Here is a 15,411-nt window from a genome sequence, read left to right as displayed (position 1 = left end):
TGCATTAAGCCTTATTTTCGCCTGCTACTGTGGGCTATTCGTTAATCATTAAGTAAGGTAGAATACCTGAATTCCTTAAACCAATCTATCGTAAGAAGTTTTCATGCAAGATTATCAAGCCGCACCCGATTTGTTAAAAGATAAAGTGATTCTAGTCACTGGTGCAACTGCTGGTATTGGCAAAGAAATTGCCATGACCTATGCCAAATATGGGGCCACAGTCATTCTCCTGTCTCGTGACACGCGCAAATTGGAAAAGGTTTACGATGAAATTGAAGCTGCTGGCTACCCACAACCTGCTTTCCTTCCAGTGAACTTACAAAACAATGACCCGCAACAGTATCAACAGGTTGCTGAAGTTATTGAAAAAGAGTTTGGCCGTCTTGATGCTTTAGTGCACAACGCGGGTGATTTAGGTTTGTTGTCACCCATTGAACATTTTGATGAAGAAACCTGGTTTCGAGTCATGCAAGTCAACGTCAACGCAGAATTTTTATTAACCAAATACTGTATTCCATTACTTCGCAAATCTGACAATGCTTCGATTCTGTTTACTTCCTCCGGCGTTGGCCGCCAGGGCCGAGCCTATTGGGGAGCTTATGCGGTATCCAAGTTCGCAACCGAAGGCCTGATGCAAGTGCTAGCCGACGAACTGGAAAGCGCCAAAATTCGAGTAAACAGTATCAATCCGGGTGCAACCCGCACGAAAATGCGAGCCAATGCTTATCCTGGTGAAGATCCGAATACATTACCAACTCCAGCCGACCTGATGCCAGCTTATCTGTGGCTGATGGATCGTGAAGCGTGCCCCAAATCAGGACAAGCTATCAATGCTAGAGATTTTATAAAGTAATTAACAGGAAATCGTTAATTTGAATTACGCGGGATTGACAGAGAATGCTATCAAGGAACAGTTTGAGGCTGCAGAACTGGCACAAACCGTTCAATATGCCGCAATCGATCTAGGCTCAAATAGTTTCCATCTGGCCATTGCAGAATACGATGGCCATTCATTTCGTGTTATTGGCCGCCTGAAGGAAAAAGTTCAGCTCGCCAATGGTCTCGATGACAACGACTTTCTCTCGCAAGAAGCCATTGAGCGTGGTTTAAACTGCCTCAAGCTGTTTCAGGAACGAATAAAAAACATTCCAGCTCAATATACTAAAGTCGTAGCAACATACACACTGCGTGAGGCTAAAAATGCCAAAGCTTTTGTTGAGCCCGCAGAAGTCATTCTTAATAACCCCATTGAAATTTTGCCCGGCAAAGAAGAGGCTCGCTTGATTTATGAAGGGGTGTCTCATAACCATCCCGATATTGAAACAGCCTTGGTAGTCGACATCGGCGGCGGTAGTACCGAAATTATTTTAGGTGATAAATTCGAACCAATTAATCTGGATAGCTTATCTATCGGTTGTGTAACCTACCAACGCTACTTTCCTAATGGTGAGATCAACGAAAAACATTTCAATAATGCTATTCTCACCGCAGCGGCTGAAATCTCTCGCATCGAAAAACGTTACTTGTCCTCACGCTGGGAGCATTGCCTGGGTTCTTCCGGCAGTATTGAAGCGATCTATAAGGTCTTAGTTGAGTTAGGCTTTGATGAAGGTTTTATCAAGCCTACCCATTTGCAATTAATTAAAGACCAACTCATACAAATGGGTCATGTCGATCAGATAACTTTTAGTGGTTTATCGGTTAGTCGTCAAAACACCTTTGCTGTCGGATTGGCAATTCTTATTGCGCTATTTCAAGAACTCAATATTGATAAAATGTATGTAGCCAATGGCTCTTTACGTGAAGGGATTTTAATTGAGCTAGCAGAGGAGCTAAAAGGGAACGATAACAGACATCATACTGCACTATCACTGATGAGTCGTTTCAATGTTGATCAGGAGTACGCGATTCAGGTTAAAAATTCAGCCCAGCATATTTTTGATCAGATAGCTGATATATGGGAAATTAACCATCCGATTTATAAAAACTATCTGGACTGGGCTTGCCTATTGCATGAAATCGGTTTGTCGATCAGCTTTTCGAAATTACGACTGCATAGCGCCTATATTGTTCAATATGGCGACATGCCCGGATTTAGTGAGCAAACAAAAGAGTCCTTGGCAGCAATCATTGCTAACCAACGAAAGAAGCTATTTCTCGAACAATTTGATAATAAATACGATCCAGCCAAAGCATTACTCGCTATTACTCAAGTGTTACGCCTCGCCATTCTATTGAATATTAAACGCGATCATGTTGATATTTCTGGATTGAAGTTTGAAGCTAAAAGTAACAACCAACTGACCATTCATATACCAAAACAGTGGGCCTATAAACATCAACTGCTATTGGCTGAACTGTGTAAAGAGAAGGCCTATCTTGAGTACCATAACATTCAATTAAACTGGGCTATAGAAGAAACTAGTTAAGGTTAGCTTACGACAGTTTCTTTTAGTCAGGACAATTTTGCTAACAAAAGATCATGTAATTTTTTACTATTCTTGATATCACTAAAACGATACTCCCCATCAGCATGCAAATGCCAACTCTGAATTTTTTCTGACGTCATCAGCTTGAGCTCTTTTATCATTTGCTGCTTTGCTGACTTAGATAAAATTGGGAAGCAAGTTTCAACTCTATAATAAAGGTTACGCTCCATCCAATCAGCAGACGCTGCATATACATGCTCTTCTCCGTCTGCATAGAAATAATACACTCGAGAATGTTCTAAAAAACGTCCAATAATAGAAATCACTTCAATATTTTCTGAGACACTCTCAATACCTGGTCGCAGACAGCAGACACCTCGCACAATCAATTTAATAGTTACACCAGCAATTGATGCTCGGTAAAGCGCCTCGATTAATGACTGGTCGGTCAGTGAGTTAATTTTAATGATAATTGCTGCTTTCTTGCCAGCCAATGCATTCTCTGTTTCTGTCTGAATGGACTTCATAATATTGTCATGCAGTGTAAAAGGTGCATGCCACAATTTATGCAGCTGATATACCTTTCCCATTCCTGTGAGCTGCTGAAAAACTTTATGCACATCTTCGCAAATTTCAGGGTCACTGGTTAATAAACTGTAATCCGTATAAAGCCGTGCATTGCCCGCATGATAATTGCCGGTGCCAAGGTGAACAAAACGTGTTAAGTGCTTCTTATCTCGTTTCACTATCAACGTCATTTTGGCGTGTGTTTTATAACCCACAACCCCATAAACGACCAACACTCCAGCCTCTTGTAATTTCTGGGCCAGCTCAATATTAGAGGCTTCATCAAAACGAGCACGTAGTTCCACCACAGCAGTCACTTCTTTACCCGATTGAGCGGCCTCAATTAAAGCTTCGACAATCGCAGATTGGCTACCAGTTCGATACAATGTTTGCTTAATCGCAAGCACCTCTGGATCGCTAGCCGCCTGACGAACAAAGTCAATCACTGGCTGAAAGCTTTGATACGGATGATGTAAAAGTACATCTCGTTCTGATACCACATCAAAAACTCCACGACGGTGAATATCATCAGGAACCTTTGGCGTAAAACCAGCAAACTTTAAATCAGGCCGCTCCACCAAGTCAGGAAGCGATATTAATCGATTTAAATTAACAGGCCCATTAACACGATATAAATCGTCTGCCGTTAAATTACATTTTTGTAATAAAAAATTGACGATTTTGTTGGGGCAAGATTCTCCAACTTCCAGACGGACCGCAGCTCCGAAATTGCGAGACTGTAGTTCGCGTTTCAGCGCGCTAGCTAAATCTTCGATTCCCTTTTCCTCTAGTAGTAAATCACTATCACGAGTTAATCGAAATTGGTAACAGCCGCTTATCTCCATGCCAGGGAATAAGTCTTCTGCAAATTCGGAAATGATCGCCGATAAATAGACAAAGTTATGCCCATCACTACCACCGATTTTTTCAGGCAGTTCAATAATTCGAGGTAAAGAACGCGGCATGTGCAATACAGCAAACTCAAGATCGCGACCAAATGCATCATTGCCATGCAAGTGCAATAAGAAGTGCAAACTTTTATTAACCAGACGAGGAAATGGATGAGTCAGATCAAGACTGATCGGACTGATGACCGGGGTAACCTGTTGCTTAAAGTATTTCTTCAGCCATTTGTATTGTTCATCATCCCAATGCTTAGGCGATAAGAAGTGAATATCTTCTTCAGCAAGTCGCGGCAATAACTCTTGATTGAAGATTCGATACTGCTCTTCAACCAGTTTGTGAGCTTGCTCATTTACCTGACGTAGTACCTCTTCTGTCGAAAGACCATTGAGACCAAAACGGGCTTCACCTCGAGCCAGGCTATGTCGCAACCCAGCTACTCGCACTTCAAAAAACTCATCAAGGTTATTACTGCAAATGAAAATAAACCGCATCCGTTCCAGCAGAGGAATTGATTGGTCGAGTGCTTGCTGTAAAACCCGCCAATTAAAAGCCAGCAAGCTCAATTCGCGATTAAGATAATATTCCGGAAGGTTCAAAGACATTTTGTTCAAATCATCCATCGACAAAGCCGACTCTTGTGGCTTCTCGTCTAAAGTAACAGTAGATGACTTGTCTGCGGCGGATCCCATAGCTTTCCTTGAGTGGTCTAATTAGGCTCTAACCTCTCAATAATATCCTTTAAAAGCTATTAAGACTAGGGGACTCTATGACAATTTAATGGCGGTTGAATTCGTTCTGGCACAAGTCCAACCGCTAATATGATGAAAGGAAAATGCTAACGTTTCTTCCAGATGTTTTTTTTCTGACGCTTTTGGGTTTCTGGGTGAGCGCGACGAGGAGTAACCTCTAATTGAACCAATTGAGCCAAATCAATAATTTCCTGCTCCTCCAAATCCATCCAACGACCACGACTTAAACGCTGTGGCAGGGCGATAGGTCCATATTGGACCCGCATTAACCGCGAAACTTCCACGCCTTGAGACTCCCATAGCTTACGAACCTCACGGTTTTTACCCTCCGCAAGACCAACTTCGTACCAATGGTTGGCGCCTTCGCCACCCTTATCTTGAACATAAGTAAACTGACACATATCACCTTCAATCAAGACACCTTTTTTCAGGTTGGCAATCATTTCTGGGGTCACTTCGCCGTGCACACGAACCGCATATTTACGTTCGACTTGATAAGAAGGATGCATCAAGCGATGAGCCAGTTCACCGTTGTTGGTGAATAATAAGAGTCCTGTCGTGTTAATATCCAATCGCCCAATACTGATCCAGCGACCAAAACTGGTGTTCGGTAGATTATCAAAAACAGTAGCTCGCCCTTCCGGATCCTTCATAGTTGAAACCTCGCCCAATGGCTTATTATAGGCCAGAACTCGTGTATAGGTTTCTTCTGGAGATTTAATCGTGATGATACGACCATCAACGCGAATCGTATCGTTTGCAGTCGCTCGCTCGCCGAGCTTAGCGATCGACCCATTGACACTAACGCGCCCGTCTTCAATCCATTTCTCAAGCTCGCGACGAGAACCAAGACCGGCATTAGCAAGAATTTTCTGTAGCTTTTCAGACATGATGTTACCACTTCAAGAATATAGCCGCATTTTAAGGGCTAGAAAGGGATCAGTCGAGGAATATCAGGAAATCATTAAGAATAGCAGTTAAGATTTTAGCCCATAAACAAAAAAGCCGCTTAAACAGCGGCTTTTGCTCTAAATCCAGTGCGTCTTAAGACACAGTCTTCATCCAGCAATCGTTCTATTCGCTTGAATACTTCAAGGCGATTAAAGGGCTTGCGCATGAAATCATCAGCTCCGATGCGTTCTGCATAATAAGTTTCAGTTGCTTGAACATTTCCACTGATCATGATTACAGGAATATCACGGGTACGTGGATCTTTACGCAATTGACGTAATGCAGCAAAACCATTCATGCCAGGAAGGACGATATCCAGGAAGATAAGATCAGGCTTTTCACGTAATGCAACTTCCACTCCTTTCTCAGCATCCAATGCAGGGTGTACATCATAGTGATTTTGCAAAAGCATTTTGCGTAAAGCAACTTGAATGGTCTTTGAGTCATCAATGACAAGAATTTTACTGCCGGGAGCTGCGCTACGGCGACGCTTAGTGCGACGTTCAACGGTCAAACTGCCGTCAGAACCTTGCTTTAAAACTTGTTGATTATTGGAATCTTCACTGCGCCCTAAACCACTAATCTGGCGATGGTCTACCAATGTGCGCAATCTATTTATAATGTTCAATGTATCCCCCGACTTGGCTTACATGGCCACTAGCATCTTTGAAAGTGGCTGTAAAACTTTCGGTTATTATAATTTTTAGAAATATGAAAAACTTAGATCTAATTATCAGTTAGCCTAATTAATGAACCGGATAAGTTGCTTTTTGTTCTGAATTTGTGTCAGAGCTCTCATCTTCAAAGTCATCGTCATCTGTGTCTTCGAACTCAGTGCTATCCAGTTCAGTACCGTCAAAATCTGTTTGATCGTCTTCAACAGTCTCAATCCCTTCTGGATGACGATCATCTTCAATCGATTCATCAGCCTGTTCTATGCCTTCGTAGCCTTCTTCACCAGAGTCAGGATCGATAACCTCGGGATTGATAGCGTCTGGATCAACGGTCTCAGGATCGTCAGTGTCTGATTCAACAGTCTCTGGAGCGCTTGGCACTGATCCGTCAGTATTGGGATCTGACGATCTGTCATCACGCCCTTCAGATTCACTTGAATAGTCAGAAGAAGCTTCCGACTCATCATCACCATCAAACTTAAACTCTGGATTCAGGTTATCCAAGTCTTTCAACTCGGATAATGATGGCAGTTCATCAAGGCTTTTCAGGTTAAAGTAATCAAGAAACCCCTTAGTAGTGGCATAAAGCGCTGGCTTTCCGGGTACATCACGATGCCCTACAACACGAATCCACTCTCGCTCAAGTAAAGTCTTAACAATTGACGAACTCACGCTAACGCCACGCACTTGCTCAATGTCGCTTCGCGTAGTTGGTTGGCGGTAAGCAATCAGTGAAAGAGTTTCCAGTAATGCACGCGAATAACGGGCAGGGCGTTCTTCCCAAAGACGAGCAATCCACTCAGCATAGTCCTGGCGAGCCTGATACCGGAAACCACTAGCCACTTCCACCAATTCGATACCTCTACCCTCCGCTTCCTGCTGTAGCTGCTCAAGCGCAGACTTTATTTGGTCCGGCTTAATTTTTTCATCTTCAGCAAAAAGCTCCAGTATCTTATCTTTCGACAAGGCGCTACCGGCAGCTAAAAGCGAAGCTTCAACAATACGAACGATTTTTTCTTGATTCATACTCACAATTAATCCAATTAATCGACCGTTGGTTCTATATCAGCCAACTTGTCCTCAACAGATTCCGAAGCATCCTCGCCTTCTAGCCCAGAGCTAATCTTAGCTCTGACATGAATAGGTCCGTAACCTTCGGTTTGAATAATTTCCAGTAAAGATTCTTTCGCCAGCTCCATAATCGCCAGGAAAGTCACCACCACACCCATGCGGCCTTCTTCAACATTAAAGAGCTGCGAAAAGTCACAAAAGCTCTGTGCCGATAAACGCTCTAGAACAAAGCCCATTTTCTCTCTGACTGACAGGGCCTCAAACTGAATATGATGGCTGGTAAACATTTCGGCGCGGCGTAAAACATCGCGCAAAGCCAATAAAAGTTCTTTCATATCCACATCAGGATCAGGTCTGACAATATTCAATTCTGGCTTTTTAGCACTGACCGCGTAGTTGTCGCGCCCCATGCGCGGTAACTCATCAATATCTTCAGCGGCCTGCTTAAACTGCTCGTATTCCTGCAAACGGCGAATGAGGTCAGCTCTAGGATCATCTTCATCATCGTCCTCATCTTTGGGACGAGGCAATAGCACCCGACTTTTAATTTCAGCCAGCATAGCTGCCATCACCAGATATTCGGCAGCCAGCTCAAGATGCAGAACCTTCATTAACTCAACATATTCCATGTATTGCTCAGTGATATGAGCAATCGGAATATTAAGAATATCCACATTTTGACGCTTGATAAGATAAAGCAATAAATCGAGCGGCCCTTCAAAAGCCTCTAAGAAGACTTCGAGCGCATCGGGAGGAATATAAAGATCCTTTGGAAAATCTGCGAGTTGCTCACCATCAATCAGCGCAAAAGGCATTTCTTCCTGCAAATGCCCTGCTTCGGCTGAATGCTCATTGGCATTCGAAAGCTGTTCGCTGCTTGGTTCGCTCATAGATTCTTCTCAATTACCTTATTTATCATGTTATTCACAAGACTATTTATACGCCTATTTATAGGACAAACCCATGGCTTGGCGCACATCATCCATGGTTTCTCGCGCCACGTCACGCGCTCGCTCCGAACCCTCAGAAACAATGTTACGGACGATTTCAGGGCTTTCCTGGTATTCTTTGGCACGTTCAACAAAAGCCTGCTGCTCAGCACACACGGCATCAATCACTGGGCCTTTACAATCAATACAACCAATACCCGCAGTTGTACAACCTTTCTGCACCCAGTCTTTAACTTCATCGGAAGAATATATCTTATGGAACTCCCATACCGGACATTTTTCTGGAGTGCCAGGGTCGGTACGACGCACTCGCGCAGGATCTGTCGGCATGGTCTTAATTTTCTTTTCCACTGATTCACGAGGTTCGCGCATGGCAATAGCATTGCCATACGACTTGGACATTTTTTGACCATCCAGGCCGGGCATTTTTGACACAGGGGTTAGTAACGCCTGAGGCTCTGGTAAGATAACTTTACCCTCACCATCCAGGTAACCGTATAAACGCTCGCGATCATTAATCGATATATTGGCCTGTGACTCGACCAAGGCTTGTGCTGTTTCAAGCGCCGACTGCTCTCCTTCTTCCTGGAATTTTTTTCGCAAGCTATTGTATAGCTTAGCGTTTTTCTTACCCATCTTCTTAATGGCTTCAGTTACCTTCTCTTCAAAGCCAGGCTCTTTACCATAGAAATGATTAAAACGTCGAGCTGCCTCACGGGTCATTTCAACATGCGGCACCTGATCCGCGCCAACCGGCACATTACCAGCACGGTAAACCAGAATATCAGCGGCCTGCAGTAATGGATAGCCAAGAAAGCCATAAGTGGATAAGTCTTTGTTTTGTAACTTTTCTTGCTGCTCTTTGTAGGTCGGAACACGTTCCAGCCACCCCAAAGGCGTCACCATCGACAATAATAAGTGTAATTCAGCATGCTCAGGAACTTTTGACTGCACAAAGATCGTCGCAGCTGTTGGGCTGATACCCGCAGCCAACCAATCCAACACGGTATCCCACACATATTCTTCAATGCTAGCAGTATCATCATAATTGGTAGTAAGAGCGTGCCAATCGGCAACCATAAAAAAGCACTCATACTCATGCTGCATTTGCGCCCAATTCTTTAAAACCCCGTGATAATGTCCCAAATGCAAAGGGCCGGTAGGTCGCATCCCAGACAGAACGCGCTTCTGGCCAACAGTAATAGAACTCAATGAAATACCCTTATAATTATGTCGAAATAGTAAAAATAATAAGACTGCCCATTATAACTATATCGAATCAAAACGCTATGCCTGAATACACCGAGCGAGGCTAATTCTAGCTGTCTTTATTGCTATAAACGCTCAACAAGCATCGCTACTTTATGTATACTTCCACATTTTGGGTATACCAATATAATAAAATGGAGGGGATAATAATGAAGCGAATTATCGCTATTTCTACACTACTACTTACGTTATTGATAACAAGCTGCGCAACCAAACTAGAGCAATTTAAAGACAACTCAACTCTAAATCCTGCCGAAGGCAAAGGAATTGTTGTCATCGCTTATGAATCTGACACTGCAATCCATAGCTTAATATTTAACGGCCCAACAAAGGTCGCTATTGAGCATAAATTATATGATGAAAAGCATAACTTTGTTGTAACCACAATGCCTGCAGGAACTTACGATATTATTCGCACAAAAATCTATAACCGCCATAACTACATCAACCTGGGAAGTGATAGGGACGAAAACTGGAAAGTAAATATAGTGCCTAATAAAATCAATTACATAGGGCACTTCAATATTGATAGAATCGGTTCTGGATATAAAGTTCAAACTAAAAACGAGTCAACAGAGGCCTTAATTTTTCTACAAGAAAATTACCCTTCTCTCATGAGCAGGTATCCTGTCGTCTATGCCAAAGACGGTCCTAGAGATGACTTTTTTGATTATATAAAAAACATTCAGGGAGAAGAATAATGATATATAAGTCCATATTAAATTTCATCGCACTTTGTTTGTTCACAGTAAGTGCAAATGCCCAATTAGTTAAAAGCAACGAAATATTCACTAATAGTCAGTTTAATAACTTTGTCATATCACCATCCGGGGAAACCTTCATTGGAAAGAGCTACCTCGACAGCTACCATCAGTTATTTGCTTTCAAAACAACCACAAATGAAGCTGCTGAAATATTCAAATTGCAAAATTCAGGCTCTCTGGAAATTATCGATTATGACTGGATAGACTCTAATACAGCCTATGTGACATTTAAAGGAAATTTCAACAGGTACTATACTCGCTTTATAGATTTCAAGTTTGAAGATAATGACTTCGACATTGATTATTTTGATGTTGAAGTCATTGGTTTTGTCATAAACTCTATGTCCAATAAAGAAGATAAGGCTCTTTTTGCAAAGCTAAACTTAGACGATGAAAAGTTCGATTTGTTGGAAATTGATATTGATAAATTAAGAAACGTAAAGGCTACCAAAAAGAATCATGATAAAGTTTTTGATACTTTCAAAAATCTTAATGACGACCTTGATAACACCTTCGAGTTTTATGTATCCAATGAAAGCTATCGCTTAGAAATGATTGGACAACATCTGGAAGATTATAATTCTTACTCAATTTATGACTCTAAAACAGACACTTGGCGAGAATTTTATAGACTTAACACAGATACAAGTGAAGATAAAAACTATTCAAAACTAGACGTTTTCGAGCCTGTTGGTGCTCTTGATGAGCGCTATATTGTTGCATTATCAAATATTGGCAGAGATAAAACCTCTGTTATTAAGTATGACACTCTTAAAAAAATGGAAGTGGATGTTTTATATGAGTCCCCTAGTTACGATATCCAGTCTGCCACTTTTGATACTGTCAAAAATATCCTCACTTCAGTTACTTATGTCGACCGTGGGGTAAGAAAACAAAAGTTCTTAGACAAGCCAAGTCAGGCACTATTAAAAAGTTTGCATGACCAGATTGGACTTGATTCTATTTTTATCATTGATAGCTCACTGGATAAAAATGATTTAGTTATTTATGCCTATGACGCTACTCATCCTGGAAAATTCTTCCACTACAACCAACAGCTTTCAAAGCTCCGTTTTCTGCAAAATGAAATCCCTGATTTGCATCCTTATACTTTTGTAAAGGGACAGCTTATCACTGGAAAGAACGAACTAAAGAAAACCGTTGAGAGTTTCCTTTTCTTACCTGATACAACTTCAAAACATCCACTGGTTGTTATGCCTCATGGAGGTCCCATAGGTGTACAGGATCGTAATGAATTTGATCGAGCCACACAATTTCTGGTTAACAGAGGTTATGCAGTGCTAACGATTAATTTTCGTGGTAGCGCTGGTTACGGCAAAGAGTATATGAATGCCGGCCGTGAACAGTTTGGTCAAGGTATCGAGTCAGATATCAACCTGTTAACTCAAAAAGCCTTTAAGCATCCCAACATCGATAAAAGCAATGCCTGTATTTATGGAACAAGCTATGGGGGTTACTCAGCAGTTGCCTCAACAATCATCTACCCCAACAACTTTAAATGTGCAGTTACCGCCTTTGGAGTTTTTGATTTACCGCTATTATTTAGTGCAACCAATCTCAATCAAACTCAGAGTCGTAAAGATGCAATAAGCTTTATGGTTGGTGATATTGATGCTGATTATGACAAGTTGAAGTCTAACTCACCGCTTTATAAAGCTACTGAAATTAAAGTTCCAACGCTTATTTTTTCAGGATTGCGTGACGAAGTTGCTCACCCCGAACACAGTAGACGTCTCAACTATGTACTTGAAAAAATGGGCGACACAGAAGTCCAATATCATGAGTACATCCGCTCCGGCCATGGGCACAGGAATTGGCGTGGAGATATCCACCAATACGTCACTATTGTTGAATTCTTAGATAATCACATAGGCGATAATAAATCCTATAAACAAGAGGACCTAAAAGTATTAGGTAATGATAACTTTTATGTGGGTATGGTTTATTATAATGGTAACTTTGTTGAAAAGGATACTAAACAAGCAGAACACTACCTTAGACTAGCTCATAAATATGGAGATGATCGAGCCGCACAATACCTAAGGCGATTAGGTGTATATGACTTTTAACTTTCAGTAAACAAAAAAGGAGCTTCAAGCTCCTTTTTTTATGCTCCCCCAATTCTGACCACCGCCCGCCACGAATCCCCTCACACTGAAATCCTCAGTCACTGTAACTTGCGTGAACCAGCCAGCAATAATGAGCATCAATCTTGACACAAGCCAATAGGTGTATATACACTTAATTATGATGATACCTGAATTTATTGAAGCAAAAGACTGCTTTTGTCTTGAAGCTCGGCGTAAAGCCAGAGCGATCACTCGACTCTACGAAGAAAAACTGAGACCTCATGGTCTCCGTGCTACTCAATTTTCGGTATTAGCCGTCCTAAAGTTAAAGGGACAAACATCGACCACAGAACTCGCTGATTTTTTAGTTCTAGAGCGAACCACAATGACCAGAGGGGCTGCGGTGATGGCAAAACACGGATGGATTGAGCCCGCCCCAACTGAAGATAAGCGGGTTAAAGCATGGCAACTGACGCCATCTGGCGCGCAAAAACTTAAAGAAGCATTTCCTGCCTGGCAGGAAGTGCAGCATCAACTGAAGAAAGAGATGGAGACCCAGCACAACGATAAGGAGTAACAATGAAGCTTTACTATGCGGAAACAGCCAATTGCTATAAAACCTGCGCAGTTGCGCACTATTTAAAATCCCCAGTCGAATTTGTTCGGGTTAATCTTGGAGAGCTTGAACATAAGCAGCCGGATTTCCTGGCCAAGAACCCTAATGGCAAAGTCCCCGTTCTTGATACAGGACATGGATACCTTTGGGAATCGGTGGCCATCATGTGCCATCTGGCACGTCAGGCTGATTCAGACTTGTGGCCAAATGACGAAAGGCAGATTGAAGTATTACGATGGATCAGTTGGGATTTTGACTGCTTTTTGCCCAGTGCGGGTGTCTATTATTACGAGAACATTATTAAACCTCAGTTCAGTATCGGTAAACCTGACTCTGATGCACTGCAGAAAATTGAACCACAGTTTAAGCAGCATGCAGAACTTCTAAACAACCACCTATCTGGGAAAAACTTTGTGGTTGGTGACAGACTGACATTAGCCGACTTTTCACTTGCAGTTATGCTGCCCTATGCACAACAGGCGCAGATCCCGATCGATCATTTCCCCGAAATTCAACGCTGGCACCATAAGTTAATGCAACTTCCGGCCTGGCGCTCCCCCTTCCCCACCAACCATAAGTAAGGAGTTTATTATGTCATTCTATATTGATGGATATGTTTTACCCGTACCCAAAGATAAGCTTGATGAATACATCGAAATGGCCAAGATGGCTGGCAGCGTCTGGAAAGAATATGGCGCGTTAAAGGTCATTGAGGCTGTTGCAGATGACGTGCAACCGGGCAAAGTGACCTCCTTTCCGCAAAGTGTGCACCTGAAGGATAACGAAACGGTTATTTTCTCTTATATTCTTTATGAATCACGCGAGGCTCGCGACGAAATCAATGAAAAAGTCATGAAGGATCCACGCCTTGCTGATATGAAGCCCGAAAACATGCCCTTCGATGGGATGAGAATGTTTTGGGGCGGATTCAAACCTATCGTCGAACTGTAAGCTCTGTTGATCTTAATTAAAGGAGTAAATTATGAGTAACAACAATAATCAACCCAAAGCACCCATCGCTCACCTGGTCTGCAGCCCTTGCAATGAAGCCATTGAATTTTATAAAAAAGCATTTGATGCAGAAGAAGTGCAAAAAGTGCCCTCGCCAGATGGAAAAAAAGTCATGCATGCCTGCTTGAAATTGGATGGCGGATTTATTTTTCTGGTCGATGACTTCCCAGAGTTTAACCCTGACGGCAAGTCACTGTCTCCGCAATCACTAGGTGGAAGTTGTGTCACCATTCATCGTCAAGTTAAAGACTGTGATGCTGCCTTTAAACAAGCCATCGAGTCGGGTGCAAAGTCACGAATGGATCCCGAAGATACATTCTGGGGTGACCGTTACGGCGTGCTGGTAGATCCTTTTGGTCATTACTGGTCGATTGCCCATCACATCAAAGATGTTTCCGAAGACGAAATTGAACAGTACATGAAAAATGAATTTACCGAGAAGTGCTAACACATCTACCGGCAGTTCATAGAAATTAACTCAAACAATAAAAGGAGCAGTAATATGTCCAAAATTACTACCAATTTATGGTTTGATAACCAGGCCGAAGAAGCAGCCAATTTTTATACCTCTATTTTCAAGGACTCTTCCATTACAGACATCACACGATACGGCAAAGCCGGCTATGAGTTTCATGGCCGGCCTGAAGGCAGCGTAATGACCGTAGCATTTGAGCTGGATGGCGATTCATTTGTTGCGCTAAACGGCGGGCCGATGTTTCAGTTCAACGAAGCCATATCGCTCATTATCAACTGTGATGACCAGAATGAAGTGGATTATTTTTGGCAAAAGTTGACTGCCGATGGCGGAGAGCCAAGCCAGTGTGGTTGGCTAAAGGACAAGTATGGTGTTTCATGGCAAGTCGTACCCAAAGGGCTGCAAACGCTATTGGCCAATAGCGACCCAGAACGACAGGAGCGTGTGATGTCGGTTCTGATGACCATGATTAAACTCGATTTGAATCGGTTAGAACAAGCTTAGGAGTGAAATAATGAGTGGTATTTACTTTGAAATTCAAGCAAGCGAACCTTCTAGAGCAATATCCTTTTATGAAAAAACCTTTGGTTGGACATTCACCAAAATGGATATGCTGCCTATCGACTATTGGCGCATTGAAGGCGGCGACCTTACTGGAGGCTTATTACAAAGCCCGGCGCCACTTCCACCACTGGAATGCGGAACCAATGCGTTTGTCTGTTCTTTTGAGGTCGATAGCTTTGACAAAGTGGCACAAATAATTGAGGCCGAAGGTGGCCAGATAGCGATGCCTAAATTTGCAGTACCAGGAATCTGTTGGCAGGGATACTTCATCGATACTGAAAATAATACCTTTGGTATTTTCCAGCCAGATGAAAGTGCTAAGTAA

General features: G+C 42.4%; 16 protein-coding genes. 10 read left to right on the top strand and 6 right to left on the bottom strand.

From position 1 onward, the window contains the following. Positions 1-103: 103 nt before the first annotated feature. The gene (locus ACYTXU_RS03030; protein ID WP_462208256.1) at positions 104-853 is read left to right on the top strand and encodes a YciK family oxidoreductase; all 750 of its coding nucleotides are present in this window, start codon (positions 104-106) and stop codon (positions 851-853) included. A 19-nt stretch (positions 854-872) separates the two neighbouring features. Then, a complete protein-coding gene (locus ACYTXU_RS03025; protein WP_462208254.1) occupies positions 873-2,429 on the top strand; it encodes a Ppx/GppA phosphatase family protein in 1,557 nt (518 codons plus the stop codon). 26 nt (positions 2,430-2,455) lie between these two features. Here the strand turns inward: ACYTXU_RS03025 and ppk1 are convergent, their stop codons facing one another. The 6 genes from ppk1 to ACYTXU_RS02995 form a co-directional block, all read right to left on the bottom strand. Beyond that, positions 2,456-4,591 (bottom strand): polyphosphate kinase 1, encoded by a 2,136-nt coding sequence (gene ppk1, locus ACYTXU_RS03020; RefSeq protein WP_462208253.1) that lies wholly within the window; start codon positions 4,589-4,591, stop codon positions 2,456-2,458. Positions 4,592-4,737: 146 nt separating this feature from the next. Next, the gene (rluB, locus tag ACYTXU_RS03015; RefSeq protein WP_462208251.1) at positions 4,738-5,541 is read right to left on the bottom strand and encodes a 23S rRNA pseudouridine(2605) synthase RluB; all 804 of its coding nucleotides are present in this window, start codon (positions 5,539-5,541) and stop codon (positions 4,738-4,740) included. Positions 5,542-5,660: 119 nt separating this feature from the next. After that, entirely contained in the window at positions 5,661-6,116 is a 456-nt protein-coding gene (locus tag ACYTXU_RS03010; protein ID WP_462209349.1) for a response regulator, read from the bottom strand. A gap of 232 nt (positions 6,117-6,348) precedes the next feature. Continuing rightward, the gene (gene scpB, locus ACYTXU_RS03005) at positions 6,349-7,302 is read right to left on the bottom strand and encodes an SMC-Scp complex subunit ScpB (protein WP_462209347.1); all 954 of its coding nucleotides are present in this window, start codon (positions 7,300-7,302) and stop codon (positions 6,349-6,351) included. Between the two features lie 17 nt (positions 7,303-7,319). Then, positions 7,320-8,237 (bottom strand): segregation and condensation protein A, encoded by a 918-nt coding sequence (locus tag ACYTXU_RS03000; protein ID WP_462208250.1) that lies wholly within the window; start codon positions 8,235-8,237, stop codon positions 7,320-7,322. Between the two features lie 54 nt (positions 8,238-8,291). Continuing rightward, positions 8,292-9,509: a tryptophan--tRNA ligase gene (locus ACYTXU_RS02995; RefSeq protein WP_462208249.1), complete on the bottom strand. Its 1,218-nt coding sequence runs from the start codon at positions 9,507-9,509 to the stop codon at positions 8,292-8,294. Between the two features lie 206 nt (positions 9,510-9,715). Here ACYTXU_RS02995 and ACYTXU_RS02990 point away from each other — a divergent pair, with 206 nt between their 5' ends. The 8 genes from ACYTXU_RS02990 (at position 9,716) to ACYTXU_RS02955 (ending at position 15,411) form a co-directional block, all read left to right on the top strand. Beyond that, positions 9,716-10,267: a hypothetical protein gene (locus ACYTXU_RS02990; protein WP_462208247.1), complete on the top strand. Its 552-nt coding sequence runs from the start codon at positions 9,716-9,718 to the stop codon at positions 10,265-10,267. Then, positions 10,267-12,420 (top strand): alpha/beta hydrolase family protein, encoded by a 2,154-nt coding sequence (locus ACYTXU_RS02985; RefSeq protein WP_462208246.1) that lies wholly within the window; start codon positions 10,267-10,269, stop codon positions 12,418-12,420. The genes ACYTXU_RS02990 and ACYTXU_RS02985 overlap by 1 nt, the downstream gene beginning before the upstream one ends. A 178-nt stretch (positions 12,421-12,598) precedes the next feature. Then, the gene (locus ACYTXU_RS02980; protein ID WP_462208244.1) at positions 12,599-12,997 is read left to right on the top strand and encodes a MarR family winged helix-turn-helix transcriptional regulator; all 399 of its coding nucleotides are present in this window, start codon (positions 12,599-12,601) and stop codon (positions 12,995-12,997) included. Positions 12,998-12,999: 2 nt separating this feature from the next. Next, entirely contained in the window at positions 13,000-13,617 is a 618-nt protein-coding gene (locus tag ACYTXU_RS02975) for a glutathione S-transferase family protein (RefSeq protein ID WP_462208243.1), read from the top strand. 10 nt (positions 13,618-13,627) lie between these two features. Beyond that, positions 13,628-13,987 (top strand): DUF1428 domain-containing protein, encoded by a 360-nt coding sequence (locus ACYTXU_RS02970; protein WP_012800809.1) that lies wholly within the window; start codon positions 13,628-13,630, stop codon positions 13,985-13,987. A gap of 31 nt (positions 13,988-14,018) precedes the next feature. Continuing rightward, positions 14,019-14,495, top strand: a complete 477-nt coding sequence (locus tag ACYTXU_RS02965; protein WP_462208241.1) for a VOC family protein — start codon at positions 14,019-14,021, stop codon at positions 14,493-14,495. Positions 14,496-14,549: 54 nt separating this feature from the next. Then, positions 14,550-15,026, top strand: a complete 477-nt coding sequence (locus ACYTXU_RS02960; RefSeq protein WP_462208240.1) for a VOC family protein — start codon at positions 14,550-14,552, stop codon at positions 15,024-15,026. Positions 15,027-15,036: 10 nt separating this feature from the next. Further along, entirely contained in the window at positions 15,037-15,411 is a 375-nt protein-coding gene (locus ACYTXU_RS02955) for a VOC family protein (protein WP_462208239.1), read from the top strand.

The organism is Kangiella sp. M94 (genome assembly GCF_054926195.1).
This window is presented reverse-complemented; position numbering and strand designations above follow the sequence as displayed.

Coding starts and splice junctions, on each gene's coding strand:
- ACYTXU_RS03030 (WP_462208256.1), top strand. CDS start 104: ATGCAAGATTATCAAGCCGCACCCGATTTGTTAAAAGATAAAGTGATT.
- ppk1 (WP_462208253.1), bottom strand. CDS start 4,591: ATGGGATCCGCCGCAGACAAGTCATCTACTGTTACTTTAGACGAGAAG.
- rluB (WP_462208251.1), bottom strand. CDS start 5,541: ATGTCTGAAAAGCTACAGAAAATTCTTGCTAATGCCGGTCTTGGTTCT.
- scpB (WP_462209347.1), bottom strand. CDS start 7,302: ATGAATCAAGAAAAAATCGTTCGTATTGTTGAAGCTTCGCTTTTAGCT.
- ACYTXU_RS03000 (WP_462208250.1), bottom strand. CDS start 8,237: ATGAGCGAACCAAGCAGCGAACAGCTTTCGAATGCCAATGAGCATTCA.
- ACYTXU_RS02990 (WP_462208247.1), top strand. CDS start 9,716: ATGAAGCGAATTATCGCTATTTCTACACTACTACTTACGTTATTGATA.
- ACYTXU_RS02985 (WP_462208246.1), top strand. CDS start 10,267: ATGATATATAAGTCCATATTAAATTTCATCGCACTTTGTTTGTTCACA.
- ACYTXU_RS02980 (WP_462208244.1), top strand. CDS start 12,599: ATGATGATACCTGAATTTATTGAAGCAAAAGACTGCTTTTGTCTTGAA.
- ACYTXU_RS02975 (WP_462208243.1), top strand. CDS start 13,000: ATGAAGCTTTACTATGCGGAAACAGCCAATTGCTATAAAACCTGCGCA.
- ACYTXU_RS02970 (WP_012800809.1), top strand. CDS start 13,628: ATGTCATTCTATATTGATGGATATGTTTTACCCGTACCCAAAGATAAG.
- ACYTXU_RS02965 (WP_462208241.1), top strand. CDS start 14,019: ATGAGTAACAACAATAATCAACCCAAAGCACCCATCGCTCACCTGGTC.
- ACYTXU_RS02960 (WP_462208240.1), top strand. CDS start 14,550: ATGTCCAAAATTACTACCAATTTATGGTTTGATAACCAGGCCGAAGAA.
- ACYTXU_RS02955 (WP_462208239.1), top strand. CDS start 15,037: ATGAGTGGTATTTACTTTGAAATTCAAGCAAGCGAACCTTCTAGAGCA.